This window comes from Candidatus Methylomirabilota bacterium (genome assembly GCA_028870115.1).
GTDB lineage: Bacteria > Methylomirabilota > Methylomirabilia > Methylomirabilales > Methylomirabilaceae > Methylomirabilis.
The window spans coordinates 23,496-39,544 of the sequence record JAGWQH010000036.1; the positions used below are offsets into that span (position 1 = coordinate 23,496).

Below are 16,049 nucleotides of genomic sequence, written 5' to 3' on the forward strand. Positions count from 1 at the left end.
CTTCCGCCCCTCCTTATGGGACCTCCGAGACAGCATCCTCACCGGCTTCCTCCGAATTGTCCAGATAGTGCTTCATCGTCTGAAGCAGGAGATCCTTCTTCAGCGGCTTCGTGAGATAATCATCCATCCCCTGCTGGAGGCACTGCTCCCGATACTCCGCACCCACATACGCCGTCATCGCGATGATGGGTGTCCGCCCGACGTTGTGCTCCCGCTCCCATGACCTGATCGCTCGAGTCGCCTCAAACCCATCCATTTCCGGCATCTGCACGTCCATCAGGATGAGATCATAGCGGACCTGCCGTACGGCGTCCACCGCTGCAATCCCATTCTCGGCGGTCACGACCCAGTACCCGGCGCTCTTGAGAATTCTTTCCACCAGATACTGATTGTCTGGATTGTCCTCGACAAGTAAGATGTGCTGCTGGAGGGTGGGGCGTTCCGCTTCAGGGGTGAGTGGCTCAACCGGAACCTCGACTTCTTTCGTCCTTCGAAGCAGCCCCAACAATACATCCAGGAGCTTTGAGTGCTTGACCGGCTTGGTCAGGACCACTGTAATCCCGAGTTCCTCTTTCATAGCAGCAGACAGCCCTTCCCAGGATGAGAGCATCACTAACTTGATTTGCTGGAGTCGTGGGATTTGTCGAATCGCCCGCGCGACGGACGCTCCGTCCATGTCCGGCATCTGATAGTCGAGGATGACGATCTGATAGCCCGGTTGTGGCGCCTGCAACAGCGTCAGAGCCTCCTCCCCGCCGGTGGCTTCTCTCACGGACATGCCCCACGTCTGTAGCATTCGGCGCAGGATGAGGCGATTGGTCGAATTGTCATCCACAATCAGCACCGTGACATGGCGGAGGTCGGGATAGGTCTCCTCCTCTCCTCTCGCAACCTCAGCTTCAGGCTCCGCCACGGAGACCGTAAGACCACAATGGAAGGTGGAACCCTTACCCTCCTCGCTTTCCACCCATATCCGCCCACCCATCAGCTCTACGAGAGCTTTCGAGATACTCAAGCCCAGTCCGCTCCCCCCGAATCGTCGCGTTGTGGTGGCGTCCGCCTGCGCAAACGGGTCAAAGATTTTGGCGTGCAGATGACTCGGGATACCGATTCCGGTATCGGCTACCGAAAAATGGAGCCCCACTCGCCCGGGCGTATCAACCTTTGTCTGCTCAACCTGGACAGCCACCTCTCCGCGTTCAGTGAACTTGATCGCATTGCCCACCAGGTTGACCAACACCTGTCTCAGGCGTGTAGGGTCTCCGCGAACCCGTGAGGGCAGCGCGGGATCCACATAGCACGTCAACTCCAGCCCCTTTTTCTGGGCCCGAATGCTCAGAATCTCGGCCACACCCTCAACGACATCCCGCAGGTGAAAATCTACGTCCTCAATCGTCATCTGGCCCGCCTCAAGTTTGGAGAGGTCAAGGATATCGTTAATGACCGTCAGCAGCGCCTCCGAGGAGGACTGTACCACCTGCAAGAACTCTTGTTGCTCGGCTGTGAGTACGGTGTCGAGGGTAAGTTCGGTCATCCCGATGATGGCATTCAACGGCGTCCGGATTTCGTGACTCATCTTGGCCAGGAAGTCGCTCTTGGCTCGGTTGGCTGTTTCTGCGATAGTTTTCGCCTGTTGCATTGCGGCTTCCGCCCGCTTACGTTCTTCGACCTCTCGTTTCAGCTCTTCGGCCTGACGTTGCACGGAACTCCAGAGCCGGCTGTGCTCAATCACAATGGCCACCTGATCGGCCAGGGGAAGCAGGCGCTCAATGTCTCGTGAGGAGTACGCCCCGGTCGTCAGGCTGTCGAGGAAGAAGACTCCCAACACCTCTCCTCCAGCCAGAAGGGGAAGTCCAAGAACGGATCGGATCCCTTCCTGCGCCAGATAGGTCTCATCGCGGAACCCGAGCTCCGTGACGAGATTACGCACAAGCCGGGGCTCTCTGTGGGTCAGTATCCACTCGACCGCCGTGTCGTTCGTCTTCGGCCAGCTCTGTCCCTGGTGGGAGGCAAGCGGGAGATGAGCGACGGAGTAGGCCACGCGGAGTTGATCCCCTTCCGGGAGAATCATCCCCAAGCGGTCATACGGGACGTAGGACTCCACCGCCTGGGCAAAGGTACCGAAGACCTCATCGAGTTCGAGCGATCGGTTCAGGAGGCGGCTCAGCGTGAAGAGCGCCTCCCACCGCGTGGCGAGGTCCTTTGTCGTCTCATACAGTTGAGCCAGTTCGGTATGGGCGGCTGTCAGGTCCGCATCTGCGCGCTTGCGGGCGGTGATGTCCTGCTTGACCGCGATGAAATGGGTGATCTGATCTTGACCGTCTCGAACGGGGGAGATGGTCTGCTCTTCGGTGTAGAGGCTCCCGTCCTTACGCCGGTTAATCATCTCTCCGTGCCAGACCTGCCCGGAGAGAATCGTCTCCCAAAGATGCCGGTAGAACGCAGTATCGTGATGGCCTGACTTGAGGAGGCGCGGGTTGCGATCGAGCAGCTCCGGGGCCGTGTAGCCTGTAAGAGAGGTAACGGCGGGATTGACCCAGATGATGGTTCCTTCCCGGTTAGTGATGACGATGCCGTTGGCCGCGGCCTCCAGTGCGGTGGTGCGCAGGTACAGTTGGGCCTCTGCCTGTTTGCGGGCGGTGATATCACGAATCGCGCTCATGATGATGCCGCCATCCTTGGTGGGATAGTGGCTCAGCTTGATGTCCACAGGGAACTCATGCCCGTCCTTGCGCACGCCGTATAATTCCAGACCCACCCCCATGGGCCGCGTCACGGGGTTGATGAGGTAGGTGGCGCGATCCGCTTCGTGCCGGCTGCGGAGGCGTTCCGGTACCAGCATCTCAAGGGGTGCGCCCAGCAACTCCTGCTGCGTATAGCCGAACAGCCTTTCTGCTTCGTCGTTTGCGAGCACAATGCGTCCTGCCTGGTTGACCAGTAACATGGCATCCGGCGCGTCATTCACTAGCCCGCGAAACTTGGCCTCGCTTTCGGCAAGCGCGTTGAGCGTGTCATGCAGACTACCGGCCAGCCGGTTGAGTTCATCAACCACTCGCGGCGCGGCGGGACACTTGCTAACAACACACTCATTCAGACTGCCGGCCAGCCGGTTGAGTTCGTCAATAGCCGATGCTGGGCGTGAACTCGGTTGCATCGCTGTCCTCCTGCACGTGAAGCGACCGGCGATCAGCTTGAAGGCTGAGCGCTACGTCGTTTCCCTTTCGAGCGCCAGCAGGGTAATGTCGTCCTCAAACTCATCGCTGCCCCTCCAGCGCTCTATTGCTTGTTTGACACCCGCCATTACGTCGCGCAACGGACGCTCTCGCCACGCCTCTAAGAAAGCGATGAGGCGGTCTACGGAAAAACGCTCTCCATTCTTCGCGGTACATTCAGGAATGCCATCGGAGTAGAAGAAGAGCCTATCGCCGGGATGGAGGTGCAGTTCTTCTTCTCCATACTTGACATCGGGCAACATTCCCACAGGAAATCCCCCCGTTCCCAGCAACTCGGCTTTCGCCTCCCTGGGTTGGTAGATCGGCGATGGATGACCGGCTTGAGTCAGCAGTGTTCGGGCGCTGCGGGTCTCGACGATGCCGTACACCATAGTGAAATACTGCATTGCATCGTCCCTGGACTGAAACAGTTGGTTAAGGGTATGAACAGCCTCCGCCGGCATGGCGAGGTCGTAATGGGGGGGGTCCGGGACGAAGCGCATCAAGGGACTTCCCTGACTGATGGTGGGCGAGAGCAGCTTACTCAGGGTGACTGACAGCATCGCCGCAGGAATCCCGTGACCGGCAACATCAAGAATATAAAAGCCTACCCGGTGCTCATTGAGCTGGAAGACATTAAAGATGTCGCCTGCGACGAAATGACAGGGAGCAAATATCCACTCAAACCTGAACCCGGGGACGACCAGTGCGCGGCTGGGCAGGAGACCTCGCTGCATCGTCACTGCCGCATCGAGGTCCTCACGAATCCTCGAATAGGCCTCCTGCAACTTCTTATTCTGCTCCTCCAGATCATTTTCCAGCTTGACGACCCGTTCCCCCGCTCTGATCCGGACCTTGAGTTCCCCGGCGTTGAAGGGTTTGATCAGGAAATCATCGGCGCCGGCCTCCATCCCCTTGATGAGTTCATCTTTTGAGTGTTTGGCTGTCAGGAGGATGATGTAGATGTATCTCGCGAATCTGCCTTCTCTGATTCGGCGGCAAAGCTCTAAACCGTCCAGGTTCGGCATGATCCAGTCGGTAATCACAAAACTGATCGGCTCGTTCTGAAGAGTCTCCCACGCTTGTGCGCCGTCGGATGCAGAAGCGACCTCGTAGCCCCATTTTTGGAGGGTGTGCAGCAGGAGCCTCCGCATATCCGCATCATCGTCAACGATCAGTATTCGCACTCTACACTCCCTTAACAATACCAGTGTAGTGAGTCTCACGCTTGTTTATATTTACCGTTCGCCCTGAGCCAGTCGAAGGGCCGTATTATCAATACGTTCCATCCGTGGTTCGACAAGCTCACCGCGAACGGCCCGTAAAGGTATGTATGACTCACTACACTAGTGTATGACGATGGCTGCTTGCACGCAACTGCTTCGACTTCGGCGGTCGCAAATACGCCAAATGACGTATTGACAGGTATAGACGATGCCTTCTAGTATGCCGCAACGCGACCGCAGACTAGAGTCGCTTCATCGTAGCAGGTATACAGTGTCCATGGATGCGAGTGGGCCAAGAATGTGGCGCACCGCGGACCGAGAAAGGAGGGAGCGCAACAGCAAGGGAAATGCGAGTAAGGTCTGGCTGTGGAACAGCGCATTGGGCGTGTATGGCGCCTACGGTGTGAGTGAAGGCAATTGTGACAACCGTGAAAGGAGCTAGAAGGCATGGACAGATTGAGAAGGCATCGTAAAATCTTTACGTGTGGGCTCGCAGGTGTCGTTGCCGGTTTTGTCATTGCCGTGAATGGAGCCTTTGCTGCAGGCGGCTCAGTTGGCTCCTGCGCGGCCCTGCCTAATTGGGCCACCTTGCACGCCGCGCTTAAAAGTGTAGCCCCGGACAGCAGCGGTCTGCAGCTCAACATGTGGGCCACCGTGATCAACCGAGACGGCATTGTCTGTGCCGTGGCCTTCACTGGTCCGAATCGAGGTGCTCAGTGGCCTGGCAGCCGGGTCATCTCCGCCCAGAAGGCCAATACCGCTAATGCATTCAGTCTGTCCGGCTTGGCGCTTGCGACCGCCAACCTTTACTTTGCCGTCCAGCCTGGAGGAAGCCTGTTCGGGTTGCAGGAAAGTAATCCCGTAGATGCGGCGGTTGCTTACGCAGATCCTGCGAGTTCATTTGGCCTGTCGGGTGATCCGATGGTTGGTCAGAGAATTGGCGGCGTCAATGTCTTCGGCGGGGGCCTTGCGTTATATAACAGTAACGGCACGCTCGTCGGAGGGGTTGGCGTGAGCGGCGATACCTCCTGCACCGACCACGTTGTCGCCTGGAACTTGCGCCACGCATTGGGGCTGGACCATCTGGCGGGATTGTTCCCAGTCTCTGGGGATGCGGCCCGCCCCGACAACATGGTTCAGGACATTGTGTTCGCTTCTGCACCCTCCCAGCCTGCTGATCCTGGTCACGTCACCGGGGCCGCCAATAGTCTTAGCGGCTTCGGGCACCCTATTTGCCTGAACAACCCGGATCTCTCCGCTCTTCCGGCAGTACAGTAGAGTATCAGCCTGGGTCGGCTGAGAGAAAGGCGACCGAGGGCCGCAGGATCGCCATATTGGCGATCCTGCGGCCCAGCAGGCAGTACAGTGGGGCTTGACAGGAGGACAATGTGACAACGCGACAGGTCGTGATGGCCCGAGGCTGGTGGGTGCTGTTGTTGGCGCCCCTGTTTGTCGGCTGCGCCGTGATGCAGACTCAAGGCAGTGTCGATCCGGCTGGTCGGTTGCGGGAACGCGCGAGCCAGTACTGGGACGCCAGGATCAAAGGCGACCTGATGACCGCCTACACCACGCACGAGCCGGCCTTCAGGCGGGCGGTCTCATTGCAAACCTTCGCTCCGAGCATGGGAGTGACCCGCGTCCTGGCCTACCAGATCGTGGAGGTGCGGATCGAGGGCGATTTAGGATTTGTGCGGGTAAAAATGCAGGGTGCGTCGCCATTCGCGCCACCGGGCAAACAGGCCGGCCTGAACTGGCAGGAGATGGAGGAACGGTGGGTGCGGGTAGATAGGGAGTGGTACCGGAAGTTCCGGTTTCCCTCCAAGGACCCTTACCCTCCGGTGAACTGGGATGACGTCACCATCGGTCTGCCGACCATCACTTCTCCGTCAGGGCCGTAAGGCCACCGAGTCGCGGGCCCCAGGACGGCGCGGGCTCCAAAGAGACTACGGTCGGCCAAGATGATAGTCTTATCGGATGACGGAGAAATCAAACCCCTGAAGCGTACCCTGCACATGATTAAGGAAGGCGCTGGCGTAGGCGCCGTCGATGAGACGATGATCATAAGAGAGGCAGAGGTAGGCCATTGAACGGATGACGACGGTGTCGTCGATCACGACCGGCCGCTTCACTACCCTGCCCAGGCCCAGGATGGCCGTCTGCGGCTGAACAATGATCGGTGTTCCGATCATGGTTCCTAACGCGCCGAAGTTGTTGACCGTGAAGGTGCCTTCGTGGACCTCCTCCAGGCTGAGCCGTTTGTCGCGAGCCCGTGCGGCCAGATCAGCCAACTGTTTTGTCAGGGTCAGGAAGCCCTTCTTGTCTGCCTCCCGCAGTACCGGGACAATGAGACCTTCCTCCAGGGCCACAGCGATCCCGATATTGATCGCGTGTTTGACGATGATCCCCTCACGGGTGAAGGAGGCGTTCATGAGCGGATAGGCCCGCAGACCATCCGCGACGGCCTTCACTACAAAGGGAAGAAAGGTGAGCGTGATTCCGGTCTGCTTGAGGAAGGCGTCATGGTGTGCCTGCCGGTATCGGTCGATGGCCGTCATATCGACCTCATGGATCTGCGTGACGTGAGCAGCGGTCCGCTGGCTCCGGATCATATGCTCAGCGATGGCCTTTCGCATAGGGCTGATCGGGAGGATCTGGTCTTCGACAAGGGGAGTGGGAGGTTCAGGGGATACTTGGGGCGCGGCAGCGGTCGTCTGTGATCGCTGCGCGATGAAATCCAGCAGATCCGTCCTGGTGACGCGACCCTCTGAGCCGGTTCCTCTCACCTGGGTGAGATCCACGCCGTATTCCTTTGCCAGTTCGAGGACTGCCGGGGAGTACCACGTCTTTGGCCGAGCGACGGTCTCCGTAACGGTCGTTGTCACCGGAACGGCAACTTCTCGTTGCTCAATCGGCCTGTCGGAGGAGACAATGCTGGAGGGTAGCGACTCAGTGATATAGGCCAGCACAGCGCCGACCGGCGCCGTGCTGCCTTCCTGGACAACGACCTCAGTGAGGATCCCGACCGCAGGCGAGGGGATCTCGACGTCTACCTTATCCGTAGAAATGGCCAGCAGCGGCTCGTCTTTGGCGACGAGTTCCCCGACCTTTTTAAGCCAAGTGACAACCGTCCCCTCAGCGACGCTCTCGCCCATCTGGGGCATGACGACTTCAGTGAGCATAGTCGGCGCTCAGAAGCCGGCCAGCTCTCGCGCCTTGCCGGCGATTGTGTCGGCATTGGGCAGATATGCCTCCTCCAGTACGGGACTGAAGGGAACAGGGGTATGGGGGGCTGCCACGCGGACGATAGGAGCATCCAGATACTGGAAGAGTTCCTCTCCGATCCGGGCCGCGATCTCGCCTCCGATGCCGCCGGTCTTCGACGCCTCATGTACCACTATTGCCCGTCCGGTCTTCTTGACCGAGGCGGCGATTGTGGCCATATCCATGGGCTGAAGTGTTCGGAGGTCCAGCACCTCTAAGTCGATCCCCTCAGGTATGAGCCGCTCTGCGGCTGCGAGTGACTGCTGGAGCATGGCGCCGTAGGTGATCACGCTGATGGTAGTGCCTGCTCTTTTCACCTCCGCCTGGCCGATCGGCACGATCGTATCTCCCTCCGGCACCTCCCCTTTGATATGACGATAGAGGTACTTGTGCTCAAAGTAGATCACGGGGTTGGGATCGCGGATGGCGGCTTTCAGGAGGCCTTTGGCATCAGCAGGAGTAGAGGGGGCCACCAGCTTCAGGCCGGCCACATGAAAAAACCACGCCTCGGGGCACTGGGAATGAAACGGCCCCGCGTGGATGCCGCCGCCGTAGGGGGCCCGAATAACCAGGGGGACCGGTTCGCCGATGCGGTAGTGATGTTTGGCCGCCATGTTGACGATCTGGTCGAAGGCACAGGCGATGAAGTCGGAAAACTGCATTTCGACCACCGGCCGCATTCCCATGAGGGCCGCGCCGATCGCGGCCCCGACGAACGCCGACTCGGACAACGGCGTGTCAATGACACGCTCCGGCCCGAACTTATCGAGGAATCCCTTTGTCACCTTGAAGGCGCCGCCGTAGACTCCGATGTCCTCTCCGAGCATGAAGACGCGCTCGTCCCGGTCCATTTCTTCCCACAGGGCTTGGCGGATCGCTTCGAGATAGGTGATTTCCATCCTCTCCTCACATATGGCGAATAGCTGTTAGCCGGCAGCTAAGCGGCGTAGACTCCATCGAGAAGCTCCTTTGCATCCGGAAGCGGGCTTGATTCTGCGAATAGGACCGCCTCCTCGATCTCCTTCGCGATGCGGTCGTCGATCTCCTTGGCGGAAGTGTCATCAAGGAGCTTGCAGTCCCGCAGATACGCTGCGAATCGATCGATGGGATCCCGCTTTCGCCACTCTTCGAGCAGGGCAGGTGGAACATACAGGGCGTCATCATGCTCGGCATGACCTCGCATCCGCATCGTTTTGCCTTCCACGAGCGCAGGGCCTTCGCCCGCTCTCGCGCGAGCGACCGCCTCGGAGACGGAGTCGCGGACAGCGAGCACATCGTTGCCATCCACGATGATGCCCGGCATCCCATAGGCCTTGGCGCGATCGGCTATATGCTCGACAGCCATCTGACGGGAGAGCGGGGTGGAGTAGGCGTACTGATTGTTGTGGCAGACGAAGACGACGGGCAGTTTCAGCACCGCCGCGAAGTTCAAAGCCTCATGAAAATCACCGCGACTTGACGCGCCATCGCCGAAGAAGGCCGCGACTACTCGCCGCTCGCGCCGAAGCTTGAAGGTGAGGGCAACGCCCGCCGCCACCGGCAGCAGGTCGGCCATCGGACTGATGAATCCGATGATGCCTCGTGTGATATCGCCGAAATGAACATTACCATCCCGTCCCCGGGTCAGTCCGGTCTGCTTGGCCAGGTACTGGGCCATATACTCCTTCGGCGTGATTCCCTTCGTGAGATTCGCGCCGAGGTCCCGATGAGTGGGGGCGATGACATCGTCTGGCTCCAGTGCGGAGGCGCTACCCACTGCGATGGCCTCTTCGCCGGTGCCGAGGTAGACGCCGCCGACGATCTTACCCTGTCGGTAGAGCGTAATCACCCGCTGTTCCAGGCCGCGGGTGAGCTTGAGGTAGTAGTAAATGTTGCGTAGTTCCGCTGGTGTGGGCTTCTGGACCCCTATCACGTCACCTCTCCCCTCCGTTGTAAAGAGCGGCTTCGTCTCGACCGGCCGTAGTATAATTGGTCGAAACCGAGTTTGTAAATCATTTCGTCATGCCCAAGAATGAACATTAGAATGCGTCATTGCGAGCGCAGCGAAGCAATCCAACCGTTCCACGCTGAGATTGCCGCGCACCCTTCGGGTGCTCGCAATGACAGGCAAATGAATGGGTTGCGCGATCAATCTCTATTCTTGGATCACATATACGACAACCTTCGCCATCCGTGTTCTCAACGCCCTGCGGCGAACATCATCAGGACGATCAAAGCAATCGCGACAGCCGCCACAATCAGCAGTAGGCGGGTGGCTCTTCGTGTGTATTTGTGTATCTGCCGTTGCGACATCTCTTACTCCACCGCGTCATTGGTTCGCCTCACCGCTCCCCCCAATGACCGCTTTTACCATAGCATATGGCGCTTGAGCTCTGCTACAGGAGATCACTGTTCTCTCTCACCGTAGGGACGGGGTTGATCCCGGCCCATACAACTTTCTTGTTAAGTGTCTGGAAAGGTTATAGAGTTTTGGGCCAGCTTCAAGAACAGTTGGTCAGGATAGGCTGATCAGCTTACCTGATAGGTCCACCCTTCTTCTGAACTATGCTCGATCAACTCATCAAACGTTACGATTGGTATGACCACCCAGAGGGGTTGAAATTTGTCGAGACCCATCGCGATGAATATCGCACCTCGGGCCATTGGTTGATGCTTCCGGGAACGTTTTCAGCATTCCATCGTGTCCTCAACAATGAAGAGCTCTGGTATATTCATTACGGCAAGATCACGCTTCATACCATCGATACGAGAGGGAGACTCAGATCGCTCACATTAGGCCCTGACGTTTCTGCGGGCGAATCCCCGGTTATCGCGGTTCCGAAGAATTGTTGGCAAGCCGCTGAAATCGGCGATGGAGTTCCCTATGCATTTGGATCAGTCGTGTGTGCGCCGGCGTTTCGTTTTGAACTATTCGAGATCGGCAATCGCCAATGTCTTATTGAGAAATTCCCTCGGTATGGAGAGGTAATTTCTCGATTGACTATGCCGTGATCAATCAGGTCGAACCAGTTGTGGAAGCCGGCCCTCTCACGAGGGGTAAAATCCCGATACCAACGTTTTCATGTACGCCGTTAAGTGTCGGAGTTCGCCGGTGGACCTTGCAGGTGTTGCTGTAACTGAAGCAGCGCAAAGGCGTTTGGGTGAACCCGCAATCCCTTTTGCTTCAGCACATGAAGACGATCACTCAGGGTCGTTGGATCGAAGTGACCATGCAGGATCTCGCGATCGAAAAGTCCCCGCACTTCATCTGTGATCGCTCTGAGCCGTAACCAACCACGCAGGTAATACGCTATGTAGCCTGTCATCAGAACAACCAAAGCCCACGCCCCAAGAGACTGACGGTTGAAGCCGTGCGAGAAGAGCGCATAAATGATACCCAACACCCAGATGGTGATGACCCCGGCGTAAATGATCCAAGGTCCAACTCGCGGGAACGTACGAACCCAAAATCCGTCCGGCTGCAAGCCAGTCCGTGTGAATCGCTGAAGGGGAGCGTACTCAGAGTTGAGCAAGTGATAGAGAAGCTGCCTATTGCGATCGAGGCTGTGAAGTTCCGGCGATTCCAGGTACGATTGAACCAGATCCTCAATCTTCCGGCTTTCGCGCAGATACATAAACTCGCAGCCGCGTAACTCTTCGAGCTCTTTGATGAATGCGTGATGATCCATAGAGGCTCCGTAATTCTTTTCGCTCGCGTGACTTCGTAGAAAGCCACACACTTGTGACAGACCCGGCCCGGCCCCGTGGCTTGTGGTGCGTTCCTTCTAGCACAGGCCCGCTAAGGCGTCAAGCGCCAGACTCTCCCCGTTCCCGTAGCCTTGCGTGAGATATCTCTTGCTAACTCCTGAACAACACAATAGAATCCGCCCTAACTACAAAAATAGTTAATGGAGTCAGCCCGACTAATACGTTCACCAGCTTTTGCAGCGCCTTGTAACGCGACAGACGAAGTGAGGCTCACCCGAAATGATTGGTGGGCAGTTTGGAAAATCCAAGAAGCGGATTGGTGTCGAGGAGCTTGGACGGCTTCCCCCTGAGCGATTCGAAACGTTAAGAGAGACATACTACGAAAAAGTATGGGAAGGAATCGTCTCACGCTTCGGAGTACAAGGCCCAGTATGATGAGTTCGTGTGGCGTCCTGGCGGGGGATCGGCCTTAGCCACTTGCTGGACGAGGTGGACGGGCTGGGGTGTAAGATCTGAAAGGAAGTTATATGGGTTTCTTTGGCTCATTGTTTGAGAGTGGTGGGAAGTCTGCTGAAAAGCTCATCGAGGCGTCCAAATCTGGATCCACCGAAAAAGTCAAGAGCCTGTTAGCTGAAGGCGCTGATGTGAACGCGAGGGACCAAGATGGCTGGACTGCCCTGATGCATGCGTCCTGGCACGGGCATTCCGGGATTTCACAGATGCTGCTCAATAAAGGCGCTGATGTCAACGCCAAGGCTAGTGATGGCGGGACCGCTCTGATGCGGGCGGCTGAGCGAGGGCATTCCGGGGTCGCAGGGCTTCTGCTCAATCAAGGCGCTGATGTCAATGCCAAGGCTAGTGATGGCGGGACCGCCACGATGCGGGCGTCTTGGTATGGACAAACCGGAGTTGTAGGGCTGCTGCTCAATCAAGGCGCTGATGTGAACGCAAGCAATGATGGTGGCGACACGGCCCTGATGCGTGCGTCTGAGAAAGGTCATGTCGAGGTTGCGGAGTTGCTGCTCAATCAAGGCGCTGATGTGAACGCAAGCGATAATGATGGCGAGACGGCCCTGATGCGTGCAGCCTTGAGTGGTCATTCCGGGGTCGCAGAGCTGCTTCTCAATAAAGGGGCCGATGTGAATGCGAGGGATAATAATCGCCTAACGGCCTTGATATATTCGTCTGGGAATGGGCATTCCGAGGTTGCGGAGTTGCTGCTCAATAAAGGCGCTGATGTCAACGCCAAGGCTAGTAATGGCGGGACGGCCCTGATGTATGCGTCTTCGAATCATCATCCGAAAGTTGCTGAACTGCTGGAGAAGCACGGAGCGCGCTAAGAAAAAGGCACCGAGTTTCAAACATTGACATTTCTCTCTATGACGACATAGGTCGCGGGCAGTGTGTCACAGTTCTGCGTGTGTGCCAGGTATGACACAGAACAAGCGAGGTGAGAGTTCTCGCGCCAGGTGATTGCGGAGCCGACCTGCTTAACGGCCACTGGAAAACGATAAGCCAACCGATCCGCGTCCAGCGGGAGGAATCTGTCACAGCCCTTTGGGGTACGGTGAGCCCCAAGGGGCTGTCCTGTTTCCAGGGGACCCTCCCGGAGCATCTGAAGCAGGCAACAAAGCCTTGACGTGTAGTGACATTGTCGGTATGTCGTACATACGGGTACAATTTGCTTTGTCTGGGACGAACGAAAAAACGCCATCAACAAGAAAAAGCATGGCGTCTCATTCGAAGAAGGCCAGATAGTATTCGCCGATGATAATGCCTTGTTCATGCATGCATGATCCCGACCACTCGGAAGATGAAGACCGATTTCTTCTTTTGGGCCTCAGCGCGATTGCCCGACTGCTTGTGGTATGTCACTGTTATCGAGAAGAATCGGATACAGTCCGCATAATCTCTGTCTGGAAGGCCACTAAATCAGAGACATCACAATATATGCGAAGGAGGAGAATATGAGAAAGGGATATGACTTTTCAAAGGCAACAAGGAATCCTTACGCCAAGCGCGTGAAGAGACAGCTCACCATCCGGGTAGACGATGCAACCATCGAATATTTTAGAAAACTCGCTGAAGAGGTAAGCGTCCCGTATCAAACGCTAATCAATATGTATCTTCGTGATTGTGCGGCGTCACGGCGTCGATTAGCAATGAAGTGGATACCTGCAGCATAACATCGGCCAACCATTGCCTACACACGGATGGCCGTCAACCTCCGGCTGCCAACGACCAGCGAGGCATACGAGTGTGTCAGGCATGACACAGAGCGAGCGAAGCAAGAGTCCTCGCGCCGAGCCAACCCGCCTACCAGCAGGCGGGAGGCGAGGAGCAGAGCAAAAGCCTGCTCTGAGCCTGCCGAAGGGGTGTCACCGCGAGGTGGGGTGGTCATAGCAGCCAGAGAGAGCCGATAAGCCAACCGCACCAGCGCTCAGCGGGAGGAATCTGTCACAGCCCCTTGGGATACGGGAAGCCCCAAAGGGCTGTCCTGTTTCCAGGGGACCCTCCCGGAGTTTCTGAAGCAAGAGGTGGCGAGACTGACCGGTGTTTGTCCCATCTCGGCCGTGAAGATATCCCTTGCTAACTACTGAAGAACACAATAGAATCCGCCTTAACTACATGAATCGCCTAATCGGGATAGACAAATCAGTATGCTCAATCAGGGAGGGTACATGGACTCGACCCTTGTCCGAACACAGGTAGAGGCATTTCGCGTAAAGACGGCCTATGGCGGGAAGGCCGAGGATTGTTTCCCTGCGTGGTATCTGACCCGCAGGTTTCAGATTCCCGAGACGGTAGCCATCGCGCAAACTTCGGACCCCGCACTTGAGTCAGGCCCCAAGGGGCATGACTCTGCGATCGATGCCTTTCATCTGCACCGCAACGAAGGTCGCAATCGCCTTGTGATCATCCAGAGCAAGTACACCATCAAGCATGCCCTGATCGCCGAGAGCTTTCGGGAAGTTGCAAGAAAGGGAGTCCCACTGGTGGCTAGGCTCCTTCGAGGCGAGGAAAGCATCGCCCTTCTGGAGAACAAGGTGGTCGTGAATCTACGTGCAACGCTAAACCGGCTTTCACACGAAGAGCGTAGTGCGCTCGCCATCGACTTTGTCGTTATCCATCTTTCCGGCGAAGATCCGGAGTATATCTATAAGAAGACGGAGCCGGCGCGCGCCATGCTGCTTGAGGCAGCATCGGAGCACCTCTCCGAGCACACCGTCACAACGTCGTTTCTGGGACCCGCCGATTTCGCGTTCCATGTCGCGGACGTACAGGCACCGCCCGTCTGGTCAAACTTGACGCTAGAGGCAGTCTCGTGCAGGACGACTCATTCGGGACAGGATGCAGCCTTTTTCTACGGCATAGGGGTCCTTGCGGAGTTGGTCAAGTTATACAACGAGAGACGTAGCGAGCTTTTCTCTAAGAACATCCGCTACTTTATCAGCAGAAAGGCAAATGTCGAGACCGGACCATCGGGCAAGATTCGAGAGACACTCAAGCGCCTTGTGACGCAAGGAGAGGATTCGCCTGAGTTGTTCGCATTCTACCACAATGGGGTGACGATCTTTGCCCGCGAGGCGGAAGTCGACAATGGGCTCTGCAGGGTGCGCGACCCGTATGTTTTGAATGGTTGTCAGACGATAAAGACAGCCCATATGTTCGCAACGGACGCATCTGCCAAGGGGAAGCTCAACGAGGATCTTTGGAAGCGTGTTCGCATTCCTGTTCGCGTGATTACGACAAAGAGCGAAGAACTCGTGAGGCGGGTCACCGTTGCGAACAACCGCCAAAACTCGATTTCCGCCGCTGCACTCCGGGCGAACGACTCGGAACAACTCGAACTGGAGCAACGCTTTCGTAGGCACAATATATTCTACCAGCGACAGGAGGGCGCTTTTGAGCAGCTGGAGCGAACGAACCCGGAGCTTCTCGCAGACATCTATGCCCAGACGGCTGGCTCCTATGTTTCGATCGTGGATCTCGCCCGATCCATCGCTGCGGTAGCAGGAGAGATCCACGCAGCCCATCATCCGAATGACATCTTCGAAAGTGATAGGTTGTACGCGAAGACGTTCGCGCCATCCCACGTGAGTTCTATAGCGTTTTGTGTCTTTCTTCAGAATCTTCACAATGTCCTCGGTGTGGTGCTCAAAAAGAACCTTGACCTTGAGCCTAACCCAGGGGCCCCGAAGCCGAGCAGCCTCACTTACTATACAATGGCGCTGCTCACACGCTACCTGGCAAAGGAGGAGAGGCACGGCGACATCATAACTTTCGGAACAACCCTCTGGGGAGGCAAGAAACTCTTTCGAGAGAAGGTCTGTTCTTGGTTGGATAATTACCACTCTAAAGTCAAGCGTGAATTGAAGGACCGTTTCATGTCCCTAGAAAGTAAATCGAATGAGAATATGGCCTCGGCATATCAAAGTTGTCTGGCTACGCTGAAACTGTCGCAGGTGGACCCATTTAAGGCCTTCGAGAACCTTGATAATGAAATTGAATGGGCCGCACCCGAGGAATAGGAATGGGGCGTGCTGAACTCGCGATGGAGCTACCAGTGGGCCGCCATGGGTGTAGGCGGTTACGTGAAACTCCGCGGTAGACGGCCCGCCGTATCTCATTGTGAAATTGGTTTGAGTCACCGACAAGAGTC

General features: G+C 57.0%; 12 protein-coding genes and 1 pseudogene. 7 read left to right on the forward strand and 6 right to left on the reverse strand.

Going from position 1 to position 16,049, the window contains the following annotated elements:
• Positions 1–13: 13 nt before the first annotated feature.
• Positions 14–3,154, reverse strand: a complete 3,141-nt coding sequence (locus KGL31_03630; GenBank protein ID MDE2320994.1) for a response regulator — start codon at positions 3,152–3,154, stop codon at positions 14–16.
• Positions 3,155–3,205: 51 nt separating this feature from the next.
• On the reverse strand, positions 3,206–4,366 hold the full coding sequence (locus KGL31_03635) for a SpoIIE family protein phosphatase (protein MDE2320995.1): 1,161 nt from the start codon (positions 4,364–4,366) through the stop codon (positions 3,206–3,208).
• A 519-nt stretch (positions 4,367–4,885) separates the two neighbouring features.
• Here KGL31_03635 and KGL31_03640 point away from each other — a divergent pair.
• Together KGL31_03640 and KGL31_03645 are read left to right on the forward strand one after the other, a co-directional pair.
• A complete protein-coding gene (locus KGL31_03640) occupies positions 4,886–5,716 on the forward strand; it encodes a heme-binding protein (protein ID MDE2320996.1) in 831 nt (276 codons plus the stop codon).
• A 110-nt stretch (positions 5,717–5,826) separates the two neighbouring features.
• On the forward strand, positions 5,827–6,336 hold the full coding sequence (locus KGL31_03645) for a hypothetical protein (GenBank protein ID MDE2320997.1): 510 nt from the start codon (positions 5,827–5,829) through the stop codon (positions 6,334–6,336).
• A gap of 69 nt (positions 6,337–6,405) precedes the next feature.
• Here KGL31_03645 and KGL31_03650 read toward each other — a convergent pair whose 3' ends face one another.
• The 3 genes from KGL31_03650 to KGL31_03660 are packed head-to-tail and all read right to left on the reverse strand — an operon-like array spanning position 6,406 to position 9,608.
• The gene (locus tag KGL31_03650) at positions 6,406–7,617 is read right to left on the reverse strand and encodes a 2-oxo acid dehydrogenase subunit E2 (protein ID MDE2320998.1); all 1,212 of its coding nucleotides are present in this window, start codon (positions 7,615–7,617) and stop codon (positions 6,406–6,408) included.
• A gap of 9 nt (positions 7,618–7,626) precedes the next feature.
• On the reverse strand, positions 7,627–8,598 hold the full coding sequence (locus KGL31_03655) for an alpha-ketoacid dehydrogenase subunit beta (GenBank protein MDE2320999.1): 972 nt from the start codon (positions 8,596–8,598) through the stop codon (positions 7,627–7,629).
• Between the two features lie 38 nt (positions 8,599–8,636).
• Positions 8,637–9,608, reverse strand: a complete 972-nt coding sequence (locus tag KGL31_03660; protein MDE2321000.1) for a thiamine pyrophosphate-dependent dehydrogenase E1 component subunit alpha — start codon at positions 9,606–9,608, stop codon at positions 8,637–8,639.
• A gap of 635 nt (positions 9,609–10,243) precedes the next feature.
• Between KGL31_03660 and KGL31_03665 the strand changes: the two genes are divergently transcribed.
• A complete protein-coding gene (locus KGL31_03665) occupies positions 10,244–10,690 on the forward strand; it encodes a cupin domain-containing protein (GenBank protein ID MDE2321001.1) in 447 nt (148 codons plus the stop codon).
• Positions 10,691–10,770: 80 nt separating this feature from the next.
• Here the strand turns inward: KGL31_03665 and KGL31_03670 are convergent, their stop codons facing one another.
• The gene (locus KGL31_03670; protein ID MDE2321002.1) at positions 10,771–11,367 is read right to left on the reverse strand and encodes a hypothetical protein; all 597 of its coding nucleotides are present in this window, start codon (positions 11,365–11,367) and stop codon (positions 10,771–10,773) included.
• Positions 11,368–11,913: 546 nt separating this feature from the next.
• On the opposite strand from KGL31_03670, the gene KGL31_03675 reads away from it, so the two are divergent.
• The 4 genes and pseudogenes from KGL31_03675 (at position 11,914) to KGL31_03690 (ending at position 15,918) form a co-directional block, all read left to right on the forward strand.
• Positions 11,914–12,726, forward strand: a complete 813-nt coding sequence (locus KGL31_03675; GenBank protein ID MDE2321003.1) for an ankyrin repeat domain-containing protein — start codon at positions 11,914–11,916, stop codon at positions 12,724–12,726.
• 339 nt (positions 12,727–13,065) lie between these two features.
• A pseudogene (locus KGL31_03680) lies at positions 13,066–13,357 on the forward strand (BrnT family toxin).
• On the forward strand, positions 13,354–13,572 hold the full coding sequence (locus KGL31_03685; protein MDE2321004.1) for a BrnA antitoxin family protein: 219 nt from the start codon (positions 13,354–13,356) through the stop codon (positions 13,570–13,572). Before KGL31_03680 ends, KGL31_03685 begins: the two are co-directional and overlap by 4 nt.
• Positions 13,573–14,067: 495 nt before the next feature.
• Positions 14,068–15,918 carry an AIPR family protein gene (locus tag KGL31_03690; protein ID MDE2321005.1) on the forward strand — a complete coding sequence of 617 codons (1,851 nt, stop codon included), beginning with the start codon at positions 14,068–14,070 and terminating at the stop codon, positions 15,916–15,918.
• Positions 15,919–16,049 lie beyond the last annotated feature (131 nt).